Origin of the sequence: Streptomyces sp. A0642, assembly GCF_004795105.1 — a bacterium.
Lineage (GTDB): Bacteria > Actinomycetota > Actinomycetes > Streptomycetales > Streptomycetaceae > Streptomyces.
Map to the genome: position 1 here is coordinate 300,315 of NZ_SSBL01000003.1, position 17,610 is coordinate 317,924.

The 17,610-nt window shown below is 73.3% G+C and carries 17 protein-coding genes and 1 pseudogene; 12 read left to right on the plus strand and 6 right to left on the minus strand.

The features are described from left to right. The first annotated feature begins 1 nt into the window (after position 1). Genes E6R60_RS08420 through E6R60_RS08435 form a run of 4 tightly spaced genes read left to right on the plus strand, consistent with a single transcriptional unit; the run spans position 2 to position 4,990 of the window. A complete protein-coding gene (locus E6R60_RS08420) occupies positions 2–1,606 on the plus strand; it encodes an ABC transporter substrate-binding protein (protein WP_136325803.1) in 1,605 nt (534 codons plus the stop codon). Continuing rightward, entirely contained in the window at positions 1,603–2,556 is a 954-nt protein-coding gene (locus E6R60_RS08425) for an ABC transporter permease (RefSeq protein WP_136325804.1), read from the plus strand. Before E6R60_RS08420 ends, E6R60_RS08425 begins: the two co-directional genes overlap by 4 nt. Then, positions 2,556–3,428 carry an ABC transporter permease subunit gene (locus E6R60_RS08430; RefSeq protein WP_206309348.1) on the plus strand — a complete coding sequence of 291 codons (873 nt, stop codon included), beginning with the start codon at positions 2,556–2,558 and terminating at the stop codon, positions 3,426–3,428. Before E6R60_RS08425 ends, E6R60_RS08430 begins: the two co-directional genes overlap by 1 nt. Beyond that, positions 3,425–4,990 (plus strand): ATP-binding cassette domain-containing protein, encoded by a 1,566-nt coding sequence (locus E6R60_RS08435; protein ID WP_206309349.1) that lies wholly within the window; start codon positions 3,425–3,427, stop codon positions 4,988–4,990. The genes E6R60_RS08430 and E6R60_RS08435 overlap by 4 nt, the downstream gene beginning before the upstream one ends. A 24-nt stretch (positions 4,991–5,014) precedes the next feature. Here the strand turns inward: E6R60_RS08435 and E6R60_RS08440 are convergent, their stop codons facing one another. After that, a complete protein-coding gene (locus E6R60_RS08440; RefSeq protein WP_136325805.1) occupies positions 5,015–5,689 on the minus strand; it encodes a formylglycine-generating enzyme family protein in 675 nt (224 codons plus the stop codon). An 81-nt stretch (positions 5,690–5,770) separates the two neighbouring features. After that, a complete protein-coding gene (locus E6R60_RS08445; RefSeq protein WP_136325806.1) occupies positions 5,771–6,166 on the minus strand; it encodes a nuclear transport factor 2 family protein in 396 nt (131 codons plus the stop codon). A 139-nt stretch (positions 6,167–6,305) separates the two neighbouring features. On the opposite strand from E6R60_RS08445, the gene E6R60_RS08450 reads away from it, so the two are divergent. The 4 genes from E6R60_RS08450 to E6R60_RS08465 all read left to right on the plus strand — a co-directional run bounded on the left by E6R60_RS08450 (position 6,306) and on the right by E6R60_RS08465 (position 9,394). Next, positions 6,306–7,004, plus strand: a complete 699-nt coding sequence (locus tag E6R60_RS08450) for an alpha/beta hydrolase (RefSeq protein WP_136325807.1) — start codon at positions 6,306–6,308, stop codon at positions 7,002–7,004. Between the two features lie 85 nt (positions 7,005–7,089). After that, complete coding sequence (locus tag E6R60_RS08455) at positions 7,090–7,767, plus strand: ABC transporter permease (protein ID WP_136325808.1); 678 nt, start codon at positions 7,090–7,092, stop codon at positions 7,765–7,767. Continuing rightward, positions 7,764–8,441 carry an ABC transporter permease gene (locus E6R60_RS08460; RefSeq protein ID WP_136325809.1) on the plus strand — a complete coding sequence of 226 codons (678 nt, stop codon included), beginning with the start codon at positions 7,764–7,766 and terminating at the stop codon, positions 8,439–8,441. Before E6R60_RS08455 ends, E6R60_RS08460 begins: the two co-directional genes overlap by 4 nt. Further along, positions 8,438–9,394 (plus strand): ABC transporter substrate-binding protein, encoded by a 957-nt coding sequence (locus E6R60_RS08465; RefSeq protein WP_136325810.1) that lies wholly within the window; start codon positions 8,438–8,440, stop codon positions 9,392–9,394. Before E6R60_RS08460 ends, E6R60_RS08465 begins: the two co-directional genes overlap by 4 nt. 56 nt (positions 9,395–9,450) lie before the next feature. Here E6R60_RS08465 and E6R60_RS08470 read toward each other — a convergent pair whose 3' ends face one another. Beyond that, positions 9,451–10,380: a PmoA family protein gene (locus E6R60_RS08470; protein ID WP_136325811.1), complete on the minus strand. Its 930-nt coding sequence runs from the start codon at positions 10,378–10,380 to the stop codon at positions 9,451–9,453. Further along, positions 10,377–11,528 (minus strand): Gfo/Idh/MocA family oxidoreductase, encoded by a 1,152-nt coding sequence (locus E6R60_RS08475; RefSeq protein WP_136325812.1) that lies wholly within the window; start codon positions 11,526–11,528, stop codon positions 10,377–10,379. The genes E6R60_RS08470 and E6R60_RS08475 overlap by 4 nt, the downstream gene beginning before the upstream one ends. 311 nt (positions 11,529–11,839) lie before the next feature. Here E6R60_RS08475 and E6R60_RS08480 point away from each other — a divergent pair, with 311 nt between their 5' ends. Together E6R60_RS08480 and E6R60_RS08485 are read left to right on the plus strand one after the other, a co-directional pair. Continuing rightward, entirely contained in the window at positions 11,840–12,472 is a 633-nt protein-coding gene (locus tag E6R60_RS08480; protein WP_136325813.1) for a LysE family transporter, read from the plus strand. Positions 12,473–12,616: 144 nt separating this feature from the next. Then, positions 12,617–13,765 carry a serine hydrolase domain-containing protein gene (locus E6R60_RS08485; RefSeq protein WP_136326023.1) on the plus strand — a complete coding sequence of 383 codons (1,149 nt, stop codon included), beginning with the start codon at positions 12,617–12,619 and terminating at the stop codon, positions 13,763–13,765. A 63-nt stretch (positions 13,766–13,828) separates the two neighbouring features. Here the strand turns inward: E6R60_RS08485 and E6R60_RS08490 are convergent, their stop codons facing one another. After that, positions 13,829–14,992: a betaine/proline/choline family ABC transporter ATP-binding protein gene (locus tag E6R60_RS08490; protein WP_136325814.1), complete on the minus strand. Its 1,164-nt coding sequence runs from the start codon at positions 14,990–14,992 to the stop codon at positions 13,829–13,831. 104 nt (positions 14,993–15,096) lie between these two features. On the opposite strand from E6R60_RS08490, the gene E6R60_RS08495 reads away from it, so the two are divergent. Beyond that, a complete protein-coding gene (locus E6R60_RS08495) occupies positions 15,097–16,392 on the plus strand; it encodes an alpha/beta fold hydrolase (RefSeq protein ID WP_136325815.1) in 1,296 nt (431 codons plus the stop codon). A gap of 187 nt (positions 16,393–16,579) precedes the next feature. Here the strand turns inward: E6R60_RS08495 and E6R60_RS08500 are convergent, their stop codons facing one another. After that, positions 16,580–17,152 (minus strand): rhodanese-like domain-containing protein, encoded by a 573-nt coding sequence (locus E6R60_RS08500; protein ID WP_136325816.1) that lies wholly within the window; start codon positions 17,150–17,152, stop codon positions 16,580–16,582. Between the two features lie 100 nt (positions 17,153–17,252). Between E6R60_RS08500 and E6R60_RS37240 the strand changes: the two are divergent. Next, a pseudogene (locus tag E6R60_RS37240) lies at positions 17,253–17,521 on the plus strand (metal-sensitive transcriptional regulator); the annotation flags it as partial. Between the last annotated feature and the right edge of the window lie 89 nt (positions 17,522–17,610).

Genomic DNA, 17,610 nt, shown 5'->3' on the forward strand with positions numbered 1-17,610 from the left:
CATGCACAGCGATCACCGCCCCACCACAGCGACGCCCTTCCCCGGCCTGCGACGCCGCGGATTCCTGGCCGTCTCCGGGGCCGCCGGTCTCGGCGCCCTCGCGCTGACCGGCTGCGCGGACACCTCCGACACCGCCCCCGACGACGCCGAGGGCGACGGCAGGCCGAAGCGGGGCGGCCGGCTCCGGGCCGCCTTCGCCGGGGGCGGGGCGAGCGAGACCCTCGACCCGCACCTGAGCAACCTCTTCGCCGACGCCGCCCGCGCCAAGGCCCTCTACGACAAGCTGGCCGACTACGGCAGCGACCTCGCCGCCCGGCCCCGCCTCGCCTCGTCCTGGGAACCCGGCAGCGGCCTCGACCGGTGGAAGGTCTCCCTGCGGGAAGCGGTGTTCCACGACGGACGGCCCGTGACCGCCGAGGACGTGCTGCACAGCTACCGGCGCATCGCCGACCCCACGCGCGCCTTCCGCGCCAAGGCATCCCTGGAGCCGATCGACCTGGCGGCCAGCCGGGCCCTCGACGAGCGGACCGTCGAGTTCGTCCTCAAGCGGCCGACGGCCGAGTTCCCCAACGTGATGGCGGCGTTCGGCGCGTACATCGTCCCCGCGTCCGCCCGCGACGGCGACTTCGACCACCGGCCGATCGGCAGCGGACCGTTCCGTCTGGTGTCCTTCGCCCCGGGCCGCTCCACCGTCCTGCGCCGCAACGACGACTACTGGGACGGCGCCCCGCACCTGGACGAGCTGGAGTTCGTCGTCGCCAACGAGGAGTCCGCACGCGTCAACGCGCTGCTCGGCGGCCAGGTCGAGTACGCCCACGAGCTGAACCCGGCGACCGCCCGCGCACACGAGGACGGCGGCCGGATCCGGATCGTACGGCTGCGCAACAGCGCGATGCAGTCCTTCGCCATGAAGACCGACCGGCCGCCCTTCGACGACCGACGCGTCCGCCAGGCCCTGATGCTCGTCGCCGACCGGGAGGAACTCGTCCGGGGAGCCCTGTCCGGTGCCGGAGAGATCGGCAACGACCTGTTCGGCAAGGGATACGAGTACTACGAGGACGGCCTGCCCCAGCGCGAACAGGACCTCGGCAGGGCCCGCGGTCTGCTGAAGCAGGCCGGCGCCGAGGACCTGCGGATCACGCTCGACACCTCACCCGTCGCCGCCGGATTCACCGAAGCCGCCGCCGTCTTCCGCGACCAGGCCGCCCGCGCCGGCATCACCGTGGAGGTGAGGACCGGCAGCAAGGACACCTACTGGAAGGACATCCTCGACTCCGGAACCCTGTGCTGCTACCGCTCCGGCGCCATGCCCATCGAATCGCACCTCTCCCAGCGCCTGCTGACCGGTTCGACCACCAACGCCACCAAGTGGCGCCACCGGGACTTCGACGCCCTCTACCAACAGGCCCAGTCCACGCGGGACCCGCAGCAGCGCGCCGCCGTCTACGCCCGCATGCAGCGCCGCCTCCACTCCGAAGGGCCCTTCCTGATCTGGGGCTTCGCCGACTGGATACTCGGCACCGCCCGCCGCGTCCGGGGCATCGCGCGGCAGGCGCCCGCCAACACCCTCGACTGGGCCCGCTTCGACAAGGTGTGGCTGGCGTGAGCGGATCCCTCCCGTGGGCTGCTCGGCGGCTGCTGCTCGGCGGGGCGCAGACCGCCGCCGTGGTGGTGCTCGTCTTCGCGCTCACCGAGGCACTGCCCGGCGATGCCGCCGTGGTCCTCGCCGGCGACCAGCCGGACCCGGGCCGGATCGAGGCCGTGCGAGCCGCCCTGCACCTGGACCGGCCGCCCCTCGAGCGTCTGCTGGACTGGTCGGCCGGGCTGCTCCACGGCGACCTCGGGGTGTCACTGACCTCGGGACGGCCCGTCAGCTCCTACCTCGCGGACGGCTTCGGACCCACCCTGCTGCTCGCCGTCCCGACGGTCCTGCTGCTGGTCCCCGCAGCCGTCGGTCTCGGCGTGCTCGCCGCCCGGCACGAGGGACGCCCGGCCGACCGGATCGTCAGCGCGGTGACGCTGAGCCTGTACGCCGTACCGGAGTTCGCCCTGGGGGTGCTGCTGGTCTCGGTGTTCGCGCTCCGGCTCGGCTGGCTGCCGCCGACCGCCGTCGGATACGGCACCGATCTGCTCGCCCATCCGGCCGCCCTGGTCCTTCCCGTCCTGGTACTGCTGGCGCGACCGGTGTGCTCGCTGGCCCGGCTGATCAGGGCCGGGATGACCGAGGCGCTCGCCTCGCCCTACGTCTCCCAGGCGCTCCGCTGCGGGGTGCCGGGGACCCGGGTCCGTTACGCGCACGCCCTGCCCAACGCGATCGCCCCGGCCGCTCAGCAACTGGCCCGCACGGTCGACTGGCTGCTCTGCGGGGTGGTCGTCGTGGAGGCGCTGTTCGTGATCCCGGGCCTCGGCACGGTCCTCATGAACGCCGTCGCGGAACGCGACGTCCCGGTCGTGCAGGGCCTCGCGGTGGTCTTCGGCCTCGCCACCGTCCTGCTCAATCTCGGGGCGGACCTGGTCACTCACCGCCTCGCCCCGCGCAGGGGCGTGGCGGCGTGATGGCGCTCGCGCTCGCCCGCTCCCGGCGCGGGCTGAAGACACTCGTCGTCGGGCGGCCACGGCGTGCCCCGACACGAGTGAGGCGCTTCCTCCCCGGTCTGCTCGTCGTCGGCGTTCCGCTCGTACTCGCCCTGGCCGGGCCGTTGTTCGCCCCGGACGCCGGGCCGCGCGGCACGTCGTTCACCACCGGTGACGGGCACTGGCTCGGTACGGACTTCATCGGCCGGGACGTCCGCAGACAGGTGCTGCTGGGCGGGCGTTCGGTGGTTCTCGTGGCGCTCGCCTCGACGCTCCTCGCCTATGCGGTGGCCCTGCCGGCCGGCTTCGTCTGCGCCCTGACGCGGCGCGGTTGGGTGGAGGAACTGTTCATGCGCCCGCTGGACGTGCTCCTGTCCGTTCCGTCGCTTCTGCTGATCCTGCTGGTGGCCGCCGTCCTCGCACCGGGCCCCGCGGGCCTCGCCCTGCTGGTGGCGCTCGTCAACATCCCGGACGCGGCCCGGATCGTCCGCGCCGCCGGGGCGGAAGCCGCCTCGCGCCCGGCGGTCGAGGCGCTGCGCATGCAGGGCGAGAGCTGGGCGCGGATGGCCTTCGGCTACGTCGGCCGGTCGGTCGTCCGGACACTCGCCGCCGACGCGGGCGTACGCCTGACGGGGGCCCTGTACCTCGTGGCCACGGCGGCGTTCCTCGGCGTCGGCGTCGCGCCGGACGCGGCCGACTGGGCCGTGATGGTGGACCGCAACCGCACCGGGCTGTTCGTCCAGCCGTGGGCGGTGGTCGTGCCGGCCCTGCTGACCGTCGCGCTCACCCTGGGCGGCAACCTGCTCGTCGACGCCGCACTCGATCGCCCCGGCAGCAAGGAGAGGAAGCCGTGAACACAGCAGTACGACCCGGCACGGACACCGGGGCGGAACCGGTGGCCGTCGTCGAGGGGCTCCGCGTGGAGGCCGGCGGGCGGGCGATCGTCGACGGTGTCGGCCTGCGCGTGCTGCCGGGGCGGATCCTGGCCCTGGTCGGAGCCTCCGGAAGCGGCAAGACCACCACCGGGCGCGCGCTGCTGGGGGAGTACCCGCCCGGCGCGCGCGTGACGGGCGAGGTGCGGGTGGCGGAGGGCCTGATGGGGTACGTGCCGCAGCACCCGGCCACCGTGCTCAACCCCGTCCGCAGGACCGGCGCCCTGCTCGGCGACATCGCCCGGCGCCAGGTGGCCCACCTTCCCCGGACCCGGCGCAGGGCGGCGGCCCGGGAGCGGGTACGCGAGGCCCTCGCCCGTGCCCAGCTGCCGTGGGACGGAGCCCTGCTGCACCGCTACCCCCACCAGCTCTCCGGCGGCCAGCGGCAACGCGTGGTCCTCGCCCAGGCGCTGCTGCTCGGCGCCCGCGCCGTCGTGGCGGACGAGCCCACCACCGGGCAGGACGCCCTGACGAAACGACGCGTCGTGGAGCGGCTGGCGGCCGTCGCCCGGCAGGGCGTCGCGGTGGTCCTGCTCAGCCACGACCTCGACGTCGTCCGCGCGCTCGCCGACGACGTGGTCGTCCTGCGCGACGGAAAGGCCGTCGAGGCGGGGCCGGCGGAGCAGGTCCTGGGTGCCCCCGGTCATGCGTGGACCCGTGAACTCCTGGCGGAGCCGGGGGACATGCGCGGGGAGGCGGCCCGGACCGACACACGCGCCGCCACCGTCCTGGACGTCCGGTCCCTCACCGCACGGCACGGCCGGACCGCGGTGCTCCACGACGCGGCCCTCAGCCTGCGCGCCGGTGAGAGCCTCGCCGTCGTCGGCCGCTCGGGAAGCGGCAAGACGACGCTGGCCCGCTGCCTGAGCGGCCTGCACTACGACCACGACGGAGAGGTACTCCTGGACGGCCTGCCGCTGCCGCGCAGCCTGCGGGACCGCGACCGGGAGCAACTGGCCGCTGTCCAGTACGTCTTCCAGGACGCCCGGGCGGCGTTCGACGCCCACCGCCCCGTACTCGATCAGATCGCGCGGACGGCCGTACGGCTGCGCGGCCTGGGCCGGGCCGCGGCGAGAGCCGAGGCACTGGGCGTCCTGGGCACGCTGGACCTCCCGGCCGAGCGGGCGCTGCGCGTCCCCGAGGGGCTGTCCGGAGGCGAACTCCAGCGCGCCGCACTGGCCCGCGCCCTCCTCGCACGCCCCCGGGTCCTGGTCTGCGACGAGATCACCTCGGGCCTCGACACGTTCGCCCGGCGCTCCCTCCTCGGCCTGCTCGCGCGGCTGCTCCGGTCGGGGGCGGCTGCGGCCCTCGTCCTGATCACCCACGACCTGACCACGGCGGCCCTCGCCGATCGTGTCGCGGTGCTGGAACACGGCGAGATCGTCGAGGCCGGGCCGGCCGGCGACGTGCTGAACGCGCCGCGCCACCCCTTCACCGCAGAACTCATCGCCGCGGCACGGTCGATGCGGCCCTCCGCGGGCTGACGCACCGCGCCCCCGGCCACCGGCTCACCGCGCGCCGGAGCGTGCCACCCGGAACCCCGTGTCGTCGATCCGGAACGTCGGGTGGCTGCGGCGGCGCACCGAGGCCCGGCAGCTCCAGCGCTCGTCGAACCATCCACCGCCCCGCAGCACCCGGTAAGTGCCGTACACCTCGGCGTCGTAGACGTCCCAGCACCACTCCCACACGTTCCCCAACGTGTCGTACAAGCCCCAGGAGTTGGGCTGTCTGCCGCCCACGTCGTGCGGGCGCTCGTCCGAGTTCCCGCGATGCCAGGCGATGTCGTCGAGCGGCCCGTACCGTGCCTCGGTCGTGCCGGCCCGGCACGCGTGTTCCCACTCGGCCTCGGCCGGCAGCCGGTACCCGTCGGCCGCCGTGTCCCACTCGACCCGCGCGGCATCGGCGTGGAGGCGGTAGACGGGGGTCAGTCCCTCGCGCACGGACAGGGCGTTGCAGAAGCCGACGGCGTCCAGCCAGGACACCCCTTCGACGGGCAGGAGTCCGCCGTGCGCGGAGCTCGGCCGTTCGCCGGTCACTCGGCTGTACTGGGCCTGGGTGACCGGGAAGGCCGCGAGCCGGTACGGGGCGAGGTCCACCGTCCAGCTGTGCTGCGTACGACGGTCTGTGAGGGTCACCTGCCCGGGTGGAACGTCGACCATACTGATCCCGGCGCTGGTGTCCATAGGCGGTGATCGTATCAACGGCGAGGTCTGCGGATGAACCGTGAACCGCCCCGGCCCGCCGGGCCTTGACGGCCCCTGTGCTCAGCCCGCCGCCGAGGCTTCACGGGTGATCTGCCCGAACCGGGCGCCCATGGCGGCGGCCAGCGCCTGCGCGGCCGAGAGGGGCCGGACCATGACCGTCAGTCCGTCGATCTCGCCCGCCTCGTTCGTGTGAAGGAAGTCGCAGCCGGTGATCTCCCGGTCGCCCACCTTCGCCTCGAAGACGAGCGCGTGATCGCGGCCGTCGTCGCTCGCCATCTCGCGGACATAGCGGAAGTCCGTGAAGATCTCGTCCACCGCGCGCAGGATCGCGGCGGTGAGGGGTTTGCCGGCGTAGGGCTTGAACGCCACGGGGCTGGTGAGGACGACGTCCTCGGCCAGCAGCGCCTCGACCGCGCCGAGGTCGTGCGCCTCGACGGCCTTGCGGAAAGGATGCATCCCGAGCTCCATAGTCAATTTATTGAATAGGTGTGAAAGAGAGTAGACGTAGTGATGCCCGGCTGTCACCGGCTACGGGCACCCGGCTTCCGGCCGTCGGCCCAAGGCCGTTGTCACACCTGCCGGTTAGGCTCTTTCCATGACTGATTTCGTGTTGGTGGCGGGCGCCTGGCTGGGAGCCTCGGCCTGGGACGCCGTGGTGCCGGGCTTGCGGGCGGCGGGGCATGGCGTGCACCCGGTGACCTTGTCCGGCGTCGGTGAGAAGCGGGACGAACCGGTGGGCCGGCAGACCCATGTGGCCGACATCGTCGGCGAGGTCGACCGCCTCGGCCTGCGCGACGTCGTTCTCGTGGGACACAGCTACTCGGGCATTCCCGTGGGGCAGGCCGCCGAGCGTATCGGCGACCGGCTGGCCCGGGTCGTCTTCGTGGACGCCGTCGTCCCGGCCGACGGCGAGTCCTTCGTCTCCGCCTGGTGGCAGGGCCCGGCCGCGCTGGAGGCCGAGCTCACGGGGAACGGCGGATGGTGGGCTCCGCCGGCCGCGGCCGATTTCGAGGGACAGGGCCTCAGCGACGAGCAGACCGCACGGATCGTGAGCGCCTGCACACCGCACCCGGGAGCCGCGCTGCGCGACCCGGCCGTCGTGAGCGGTTCACTGGGCAAGCTTCCGGCGACGTACGTCAAGTGCCTTCTCGACGGTCCCGAACCGACCGGCGACGTGGCCGCGTTGCTGACCGGGGAGCGGTGGGAGCTGATCACGATGGAGACGGGGCACTGGCCCATGTACTCCCGCCCGGACGAACTGGCCGGGATCCTGAACGGCGCGGCGGCGCGCTGACCGCCGGGCGGGAGTGCGGGGGCGCGCCCCTCGAACAGCCGATCAGGACGCGCGCCCCCGCCCCGCCGCACGCTGCAATGGGCAGGTGACCGCGCCTCCCGACGACTGCCTCGCGCGCAACGAGTGGATCTGCGGCGCCTATCTGAGCAGCAGGCGGCACATTCTCTGGGACGCCGTGGTGCAGCACCTCCAGCTGACCGTGGTCTCCGTGCTCATCGGGCTGGTCATCGCACTGCCGCTCGCCCTCGCCGCCCGCCGGTGGGGCTGGGCCGCAGGTCCGGTGCTGGGAGTGACGACCATCCTCTACACCGTCCCCTCGCTCGCGATGTTCTCCCTGCTGCTCCCCGTCTACGGACTCTCCGCCTCGCTCGTCGTGGCAGGCCTCGTCCTGTACTCGCTCACCCTGCTCGTACGGAACATCCTGGCCGGGCTGCGGGCGGTACCCGAGGAGACCCGGCAGGCGGCGCGCGGCATGGGCTACGGGCCCGTACGGCTGCTCCTCGCCGTCGAACTGCCGCTCGCGCTGCCGGCCGCGATGGCCGGGCTGCGCATCGCGACCGTCTCCGCCGTCTCCCTCGTCACCATCGGCGCGATCGTCGGCTACGGCGGCCTCGGCAACCTCATCTACTCCGGCATGAACACCTACTTCAAGGCCCAGGTGCTCACCGCCTCCGTCCTGTGCGTCGTCATCGCCGTCGCCGCCGACCTGCTCCTCCTCCTCGCCCAGCGCCTGCTCACCCCCTGGCCCCGGAGGCAGTCGTGAACACCCTCTTCGACGCCTGGACCTGGCTCACCACCTCGGCGCACTGGTACGGCGAGGACGGCATCTGGACCCGGCTCGCCCAGCACCTCGTCCTCACCGTCGTCTGCCTGCTGATCAGCTGCCTCATCGCCCTGCCCGTGGCTCTGGTCCTCGGCCACCTCGGCAGGGGCGGCGCCCTGGCCGTCAACATCTCCAACATCGGCCGGGCCGTCCCCACCTTCGCCGTCCTCGTCCTGCTGCTACTCACCCCGGTCGGGCGGTTCGGGGAGGGGCCGACCGTCGTCGCACTCGTCCTGTTCGCCGTCCCGCCGCTGCTCACCAACGCCTACGTCGGCATGCGGGAGGTCGACCAGGACGTCGTACGGGCGGCACGCGGCATGGGCATGACGGGCCGGCAGATGCTGACCCGGGTGGAGGTCCCGCTCGCCCTCCCCCTCATCCTGACCGGCGTCCGGATCGCGGCGGTCCAGCTCGTCGCCACCGCCACGATCGCGGCACTGGCCGGCGGCGGGGGACTGGGCCGGATCATCACCGCCGGCTTCAACCTCGCCTCCACCGCCCAGGTGGTCGCCGGGGCCGTGCTGGTCGCGGTGTTCGCGCTCATCGTGGAAGGCGTCTTCGAGCTGGCGCAGCGCCTGGCCCCCGACCGGGCCCGCGGCGGGAACTCCGGATGAGGGCCCGGCACGCGGTCACGGCGGCCCTCCTCGCGCTCCTCGCACCGGTCTCCGCCTGCACCACCGGCCCCGCGCTGGAGAACCAGGGCGAGGTCACCGCCCCGCCCGGCGACAGCAAGCACCTCACCATCGGTTCGGCGGGATTCACCGAGAGCGATCTGCTCGCCCAGATGTACGCGCTGCTGCTCGGCAGGGCCGGATACTCCACGAAGATCATCTCCGTCACCAACCGGGAGATCTACGAACCCGCGCTCGAGAGCGGTCAGATCGACGTCGTCCCCGAGTACGCGGCCACCTTCGCCGACTGGCTCAACGCCAAGGAGAACGGCGCCGACGCCACTCCCGTCGGCTCGCCCGACCTGGCCAGCACGATGAAGGCCCTGCGCACCCTGGCAGCCCCCCGCGGCCTCACCGTCCTCGACGCCGGCCGGGCCGTCGACCAGAACGCCTTCGCGGTCGGCTCCGCCTATGCGACGGAACACCGCCTCAAGTCACTGAGCGACCTGGGGCGGTCGGGGCTCCCGGTCCGTCTGGCCGCGGGCGACGAATGCGTCCAGCGCCCCTACTGCGCCCCCGGGCTGAAGAAGACGTACGGCATCGACATCACCGCCGTCGACCCCAAGGGCGTCGGCACCACCCAGGCCAAGCAGGCCGTCCAGAGCGGCCGCGACCAGATGGTGCTGACCACCACCACCGACGCCACCCTGGACGACTTCGGCCTCGTCCTGCTCGCCGACGACAAGCACCTCCAGAACGCCGACTACCTCGTCCCCGTCGCCAACCGCTCCCGGGCCGGCAGCGAAGGCGTCCGCAAGGCGCTGGGAAAGCTGAACACCGTGCTGACGACCAAGGACCTGGCTCGCCTGAACGAACAGGTGGACAGCTGGCGCCGGCTCCCCGCGGACGTGGCCCGCACCTATCTGCGCTCCCGCGGTCTCCTCCCCGACGACTGACCCCCGGGGCTGCCGGCAGCCGGCCGCTGCCCCGGACGGGGCGCCAGCGCACCGGCTCACCAGGTCAGTTCTGCGAGGCGGGCCTCGATCCGCTCGCGCTCCCACGCCCCGTCGGCGACGACCACCCGGTAGCGCCGGGCCAGCGTGGCCCCCGGCGCCAGGACGAGTTCGTCATGGAAGGCGAAGGACGGGGCGACCGCGGCGAAGGGGTCGTTGCGGACGAACCAGTGCGCGGGGTGCGCGCCGCCCGCACCCGTGTGGTCGTTCTCCGGTGCGTGGACGAAGACGAGCGTCGCGTGTCCGTCCGCCGCGTCGTGCTCACCGCTGTACGCCAGCCAGGGCGCCTGCCGGCCCATCACCCCGGGGCCCTCGCCGTCCGGCGTGAGGATCCGGCCGTCGCGGAAGGCGCGCGGGCCGCGCCAGAACAGCCCCGTATAGCCCGCGCCCTCCCTCCCGTGCGTGGTCGGACTGCCGAACCGGAGAGGTTCGCCGCGGCGGTTGGTGACGGCCGACGACCAGGTGAGGACCCAGCTGCCGGACGCCGGATCGACGTCCCGCACCTCGACCTCGCGCACCTCGTCGGCCCACAGGTCACCGCTGTACGGATGCCAGCTCAGCCGCTCGACGAGCCTGGCCCCGCCGTCCCGGACCGACACCTCGTCGAACCCGCGGTGCGCCATGGAGCCCACCCGCTCGGGCAGCGGCTGATAGCCCTCGCCCGGCACGTAGGTGTTGCCGCCCCACAGGTTCTGCCCCGACAGATGGGAGGCGGTCAGCTGCAGCCCCTTGTGCCAGCGGTGGTCGTGGGGCCGGTAGCCGGTCACCACCCGGTCCGAGAGGGTGCGCAGCGGGTGGATGTACGGTTTTGGCGACTCCCAGGCCGCCTCGGGCCGGTACACGTACCGCAGGAGTTCCACCCCGGTCTCCGCCACGGACACGGCGATGTGATCGCCGTGCCGGTGGACGAGTTCCAGCCGGCCGGTCACGCGGACGCCTCGGCCGGCTCGGGCGCCCAGCCCGGGGCGTTGCCGTGCAGGGCGCTGTAGTACGGGTCGCCGGGACCGATCTCGCCGGCCCGGACGGTGTTCCCGGTGAAGGCCGCCTTGTACAGGGCGGCGACCAGTTCCAGGCTGGTGCGCCCGTCGGCGCCGCTGCTGCGCGGCCGGCGCCCGGCCCGCAGGTCGCGCAGCAGCCCGCGCAGCTGGGCCTCGTGGGAGCTGGGCACGTCGGCGCCGAAGTCCCGCCAGGCGGCGACGTGTTCGGCCGGGACCCCGGGAGCCGGGGTGATCCGCCAGTCGGCGTTGCGATGGCCGTACAAGTGGGTCAGCTCGACCGTGGCCCGCTCGCAGTCGATGCGGATCCGGCTCACCTCGTCCGGGCTGAGGACGCTGTTGACGATCGTGGCCATGGTGCCGTTCTCGAAACGGACGAGCGCGGTGGAGACGTCCTCCGTCTCCACGTCGTGCACCAGCCGTCCCGCCATCGCACGGATCTCCGACCACGGTCCCAGCAGGTCGAGCAGCAGATCCATCTGATGGATGCCGTGGCCCATCGCCGGACCGCCGCCCTCCGTGCTCCACCGCCCCCGCCAGGGCGCGGCGTAGTACGCCGCGTCCCGGTACCAGGTGGTCTGGCAGTGAGCGACCAGCGGCCGCCCCATCGCCTGTTCGGCCAAAAGCGTCCGCACGTGGTCCGAGCCGGAGCCGAACCGGTGCTGGAACACGATCGCGGCGTACGGGCCGCCCCTGCGCGGGTCCTCCGCCTCCTCGATGGCGTCGAAGTCCTCCAGCGAGGGGCAGGGGGGCTTCTCGCACCAGACCCACGCCCCGGCCCTCAGCGCGGCGATGGTCTGGTCGCGGTGGAAGCGGGGCGGGGTGCCGAGCGTGACGAGATCCGGGCGCTCCTCGGCGAGCATGCGGTCCAGTTCCGTGTACGGGCGGCCGGCGCCCGCTTCGGCGCAGAACGTCGCCGCGGAGGCGGCGTCGACATCCACCGCCGCGACGATCTCCAGGGGCTGTTCGGCGGCCAGCGCACGCAGGGCAGGCAGATGGCTGACGCGTGCGATCGCGCCGGTGCCGACGATCGCGACCCGGATCGGCCTGCTGGGGGAAGCCTGGCTGGGCGTGACAAACACCTCCACGGTGAGCGGGGCGCCGACTGGATAGCAAGCGCTTTCTCCCAGCGGAAACCTAGGCTTCGCCCAGGGTGCGGGTCAAGGGACCGATATGCCGGAGAGCCGATGGAGTGGGCCGGCCGACGATGCCTTTCCCGAAGCCCCGGTCGAAGCTGCGCCGTGGAAAACGAGTTGCCCGGCCGGTCGCCCCTGCCGCAGCATCTGCGCATGACCACGGACATGACGCTCCCGCTGCCGACGCCCGCCGACCGACCGGTGGCGAGCGGCCGACAGCAGCCGGGCCCCCCGCGGAAGCGGCCACGCCACGGCGGATGACCGCCGCCCTGGTCGCGGGGCTCCTCGCCGGGTACGGCATCGCCATCCCGGTCGGAGCCGTCGCGGCCTACCTCGTCGCCCTCACCACACGTACCTCGTTGAGGACCGGGATCCTCGCCGCGCTCGGCGTCGCGAGTGCGGACGGGCTCTACGCACTGATCGCCGTCGTCGGGGGCTCGACGCTCACCCCGCTCATCGAGCCCCTCATGCTTCCCTTCCGGTGGGCGTCCGCCGCCGTGCTCGTGGCCCTCGCGCTTCGCGGGGCGTCAGCCGCGCTGCGCGCACACCGCGGCGGCGGCGCGGCCCCAGGTGATGACGGCCCCCCGCCCGGCCCGGCACGGGCGTACGCCGCACTGCTGACGCTCACCCTGATGAACCCGATGACCGTCGTCTACTTCGCGGCCCTGGTCCTCGGCAGCGAGGCGGTCGCCGCGTCGGCCCCGCTGCACCGGGCCGTCTTCGTCCTCGCCGCCTTCGCCGCGTCAGCCAGCTGGCAGCTCCTCGTCGCGGGCGGCGGGGCGCTGCTGGGGCGGGCGCTGACGGGGAGCCGCGGGAGGCTGGTCACGGCGCTGGCCTCCAGCACCCTGATCACGGTGCTCGCCGTGCGGCTTCTCCTCCCGTCCCCCTGACACGTCTTCCCGCCCCCTGACACGCGGAACGGCGGGCGGCCCTCCGGTGGCGACGGCGGGCCGCCCGGCGCGGCCCGATGAGTTCGCGGCGTCGCGGGAGTCATGGTGAGGAACGACCTGGGCGACGAGCGAGAAGGCGGAGAGATGAGCACCCTGCGCGAGGTACTGGAGACGCACGTACGCGACGGTTCGGTGCCGGGAGCCGTGGGCCTGGTGGCCCGGGGAGACCGGGTGGACGTGCAGGCGGTGGGCAGTGTCGACGCCGACGGCTCCGCCCCGATGGCCCCGGACTCGATCTTCCGGATCGCCTCGGTCACCAAACCGATCACCGCGGCGGCCGCCATGATGCTGGTCGAGGACGGCAGGATCGCGCTGGACGACCCGGTGACGCCCTGGCTCCCCGAACTGAGGGCGCCCATGGTCGTGCGGACCCCCGGGAGCCCTCTCGACGACGTGGTCCCGGCCGCCCGGCCGCTGACCGTGCTGGACCTGCTGACCTTCCGGGCCGGATACGGATTCCCGTCCGACTTCTCGCTGCCCGCCGTCGCACCCCTGTTCAGCGAGCTGAAGCAGGCCCCGCCACGGCCCCGGGCCGTCCCCGCCCCGGCCGACTGGATGGCGAAGCTGTCGCGCATCCCGCTGCTGCACCAGCCGGGGGAAGCATGGCTGTACAACACCTGCTCGGACATCCTGGGCGTCCTGATCGCCCGGGCCTCCGGGAAGCCGCTGCCGGAGTTCCTGGCCGAGCGGCTCTTCGAACCGCTCGGCATGGACGACACCGGGTTCGAGGTGCCCGCCCATAAGCTTCACCGGTTCACCAGCTACTACCGGACAGGTGAGGCGGGAGAGCTCGAACTCGCCGACGCCCCCGACGGACAGTGGAGCAGCATGCCGGACTTCCCGTCCGCGGCCGGCGGCCTGGTTTCCACCGCCCGTGACTGGTACGCCTTCGGACGGATGCTGCTCGCCGGCGGGACCGCGGGCGACCGCGCTCTGCTGACCCGCGCGTCGGTACGGCAGATGACGACCGACCACCTGACCGCCGCGCAGCGCAAGGCGAGCGGACTGTTCACCGAGGGACAGGGCTGGGGGTTCGGGGGCTCGGTGGACGTCGAGAAGACCGACCCGTGGAACGTGCCGGGCCGCTACGGCTGGGTCGGCGGCACCGGCACCACGGCGCACATCATCCCGGCCACCGGCACCGTCGCGATCATGCTCAGCCAGGTGGAGATGGCGGGCCCCAAGCCGCCCGGGACGATGCGGGACTTCTGGCGGTACGTCGCCGGGGAGTGACCCGCCCGACGCCGCCGGCGCACCTCGGGCGTCCGCACGCCCCCCTGCGTCCCGGAGCCGCCCTCACGCGTCCGCCACCGAGTCGAACTGCACCTCGTCGCGTCCCACGCCCTGCGCGTCCGCGTCCACCGAACGCCGCAGGGCCTCATGGAGCTTGGCCGGTGTCAGCACACCGAGGAAGCGGGCCCCGTCCAGCACCGCCACCCACCCCGCGTCGTGCTGGAGCATCTCGCTGAACGCCTGCTTGAGCGGCGCGCCCACCGGCACCCACGCGTCCATCCGGCGGGCGAGCTCAGCCACCGTGCCGTGCTCACCGGCGATCCGCAGCGCGTCGGCCGACACCCAGCCGTGCAGCTCACCGGCGTCGTTCAGCACCACCGCCCACCGCGCGCCGGCGGCGCCGAGCCGGGCCGCCGCCGCCGGAGTCCGCTCGTCCAGCCGGGCGACCGGCGGCTCCTCCAGGTCCTCCGGTTCGATCGTGGTGACCGACAGCCGCTTCAGCCCGCGGTCGGCGCCGACGAACCGGGCGACGTACGGGGTGGCGGGCGACCCCAGCACCGCGCCCGGGCTGTCCAACTGCTCGATGCGCCCCTCCCCGTACACCGCGACGCGGTCGCCCATCCGCACGGCCTCCTCGATGTCGTGGGTGACCATCAGGACCGTCTTCCGGACCGTCGCCTGCAGGTTCAGGAACTCGTTCTGCAGCCTCTCCCGCACCACTGGGTCCACCGCGCCGAACGGCTCGTCCATCAGGAGCACCGGCGGGTCCGCCGCGAGGGCCCGGGCCACCCCGACCCGCTGGCGCTGGCCGCCCGAGAGCTGGGCGGGGTACCGGGAGCCGTACGTCCCCGGGTCCAGGCCCACCAGGTCCAGCAGCTCGGCCGCCCGGGCCCGGGCCCGGGACCGCTTCCAGCCGACCAGTGCCGGGACCGTCGCGGTGTTGTCGAGGACGGTCCGGTGCGGGAAGAGGCCCACCTGCTGGATGACGTAGCCGATCCGGCGGCGCAGTTTCACCGGGTCGGTCTTCGCGATGTCCCGGCCGTCGACCAGGATGCGGCCCGAGGTCGGATCGATCAGCCGGTTCACCATCATCATCGTGGTGGTCTTGCCGCAGCCCGAAGGGCCGACCAGCGTCACCAGCTCCCCCTCGGCGACCTCGAACGACAGGTCGTGGACCGCGGTCGTCCCGTCCGGATAGACCTTGCCGACCTGCTCGAACCGGATCATGAGTGCACGGTAGGAGCCGGGCGGGTCCGTCGCACACGGGCCGGGACCGTCCGGGGCACGGCGCTGTGCTGAACTGTCCGTGAACCATCGATCCAGGAGCCCCCTTGAACAGCTACCGACAGCCCGGCCTCGTCCTCACCGACCGGTTCTTCACCGTGCCGCTCGACCACAGCGACCCCGGCGGTGAGCAGATCGAGATCTTCGGCCGCGAGGTGGTGGCCGGCTCCCGGGCGGGCGAGGAACTGCCGTGGCTGCTCTACCTGGAGGGCGGCCCGGGCTTCGGCGCGCGCCGCTTCGCCGGGGCCGAGGCATGGCTGGGCCGGGCGGTGAAGGAGTTCCGGGTGCTGCTCCTGGACCAGCGCGGCACCGGGCTGTCCACCCCGGCCAACCGGCAGACCCTGCCACTGCGCGGCGGTCCGCGTGAGCAGGCCGACTACCTCGCGCACTTCCGGTCCGACAGCATCGTGCGGGACTGCGAGCTGATCCGGCCGCAGCTGACCGGCGGAGCGCCCTGGACCGTCCTCGGCCAGTCCTTCGGCGGATTCTGCGCCGTCCGCTACCTCTCGGCCGCACCGGAGGGCCTCAGCACCGTCCTGATCACCGGCGGCCTGCCCTCCCTCGACGCCCACGCGGACGAGGTCTACCGGGCCGCGTACCCGAGGATCGAGCGGAAGGTCGCCGCGCACTACGCCCGCTACCCGCAGGACGTCGAGCGCGCCCGGGAGATCACCGCTCACCTCGCGGAGCAACGCCCGGACAGCGCCGGACACCGGCTGACGCCCGAGGGGTTCCAGTCCCTCGGCATCATGCTGGGCGGGAGCAACGGCAGTCACCAGCTGCACTATCTGCTGGAGAACGCCTTCGTCAGGACCCCGTACGGCAAGGAACTCTCCGACACCTTCCAGGAGGCCATGCGCACGGCCGGCTCGTTCGCCGGCCACCCCCTGTACGCACTCCTGCACGAGGCCATCTACGGACAGGACGAGCGCCCCACCGGCTGGGCGGCCGAGCGGGTCCGGGCGGAGTTCCCCCAGTTCGACGCGGAGATCTCTCTCAAGGGCGATGGTCCGGTCCTGTTCACGGGCGAGAGCATCCACCCCTGGCACTTCGACGTCGACCCGGCGCTGCGGCCGCTGCGCGAGACGGCGGAGCTGCTCGCCACCCGCGGGGGCTGGGAGCCGCTGTACGACACCGGGCGGCTGGCCGCCAACGAGGTGCCGGTGGCCGCCGCCGTCTACCACGACGACATGTACGTGGACACCGCGCACGCGCTGCGCACCGCCGCCGCGATCCGGGGATTGCGGACCTGGGTGACGGACGAGTTCGAACACGACGGGCTGCGCGCGGGCGGCCCGCGGGTGCTGGACCGGCTGCTCGCCCTGGTCCGCGACGAGGTCTGAGTCCGAGTCCAGGCAGGCGAAGGCCCGCGTGGAAGTCTGACGCCCGGTACGCGAAGGCCCGCGATGCGGAATGAGCCCCGTTACGGGAAGCCCCCGCGGCGCGGAATGAGTCCCGGTACGTGAAGGAGCCGGTCGCAGGGGGGTGCGGCCGGCTCCTTCACGCCGTCGGCGGGTCAGCCCTGGGGCATCAGCCCTGAAGCGCGTCCAGCGTCGCGTTCAGGTTCGCGGCCGACTGCGGGGCGCGGTTGTGCGGGAGCTTCGAGAGCACCGCCGCCATGCCGCAGGTGTTGGTGACGGCGGAGAAGACGAGACCCGCGCCGATGCCGGCGGACAGCCAGCGCGCGGCCGGGCGGCGCACGCCGGCCAGCAGACCCGCCACCACGAGCGAGCCGGCGGCGAGCCGCACCTGGCGCTCCATCGGCCAGGTGGCCCGCCCGCCCTCCGGACGGTCGAGACCGTGGCCCTCGCCCTCCCAGGCGGAGGTGCCACCGGAGAGCGTCGCCGCGTCGATGTCGGCGGCCGAGAGGATGTCGCAGGCCCGCGTGGAGCGGACGCCCGAGGCGCAGACCACGAGCAGGGCGCCCCGGGCCGAGGCGGACTTGAGTGCGGGCACCGCTTCGGAGAGACGGTCGAGCGGGATGTTCAGCGCCCCGGGGACGTGCCCCGAGGCGTATTCGCCGGGGGCGCGCACGTCGATCACGGTGAAGTCCGCGAGCCGGGCGGCGGCCTGGGCGGGGGAGAGGGATACGGGGCTGGTCACGGGCAGTGTTTCCTTTCGTTCACCGGGTGTGAGGCAGAGACTGGGTCTCTCCTGCCCCGGACCCGTCAGAATACCGCCTGGGGTATTGAGGGGAGAGCGTGTGGAACTCGGCACGGCGGCCGATGAACTGAAATCGGTGCTCCCTCGTCTGCGGCGTGCCCCGGGTCAGCTCACCGGAATCAGAATGATCGAGGAAGGGCGCTAGTGCGAGGGCGTCGTCACCCGGATGGCGGCTGTTGCGCGGGAGCTCGCCGGGCGGGCTTCCCGGTCATCGCGACGGGACTCCAGTACTGCATGGCCGACGACGGCGGCGGCGAGCCCGCGGACCGGGACCGGAGGCGGGCACGCCTGGAGGCAGTTCCTCTCGCCGGCCTGAGTGCGGAGCGGCCGGGCGCCGGGATTGGCCGTCCGCGCCGGGCCGTCAGGGCCTGTGCGGAGCGGGTCCGCGGTATCGCCGG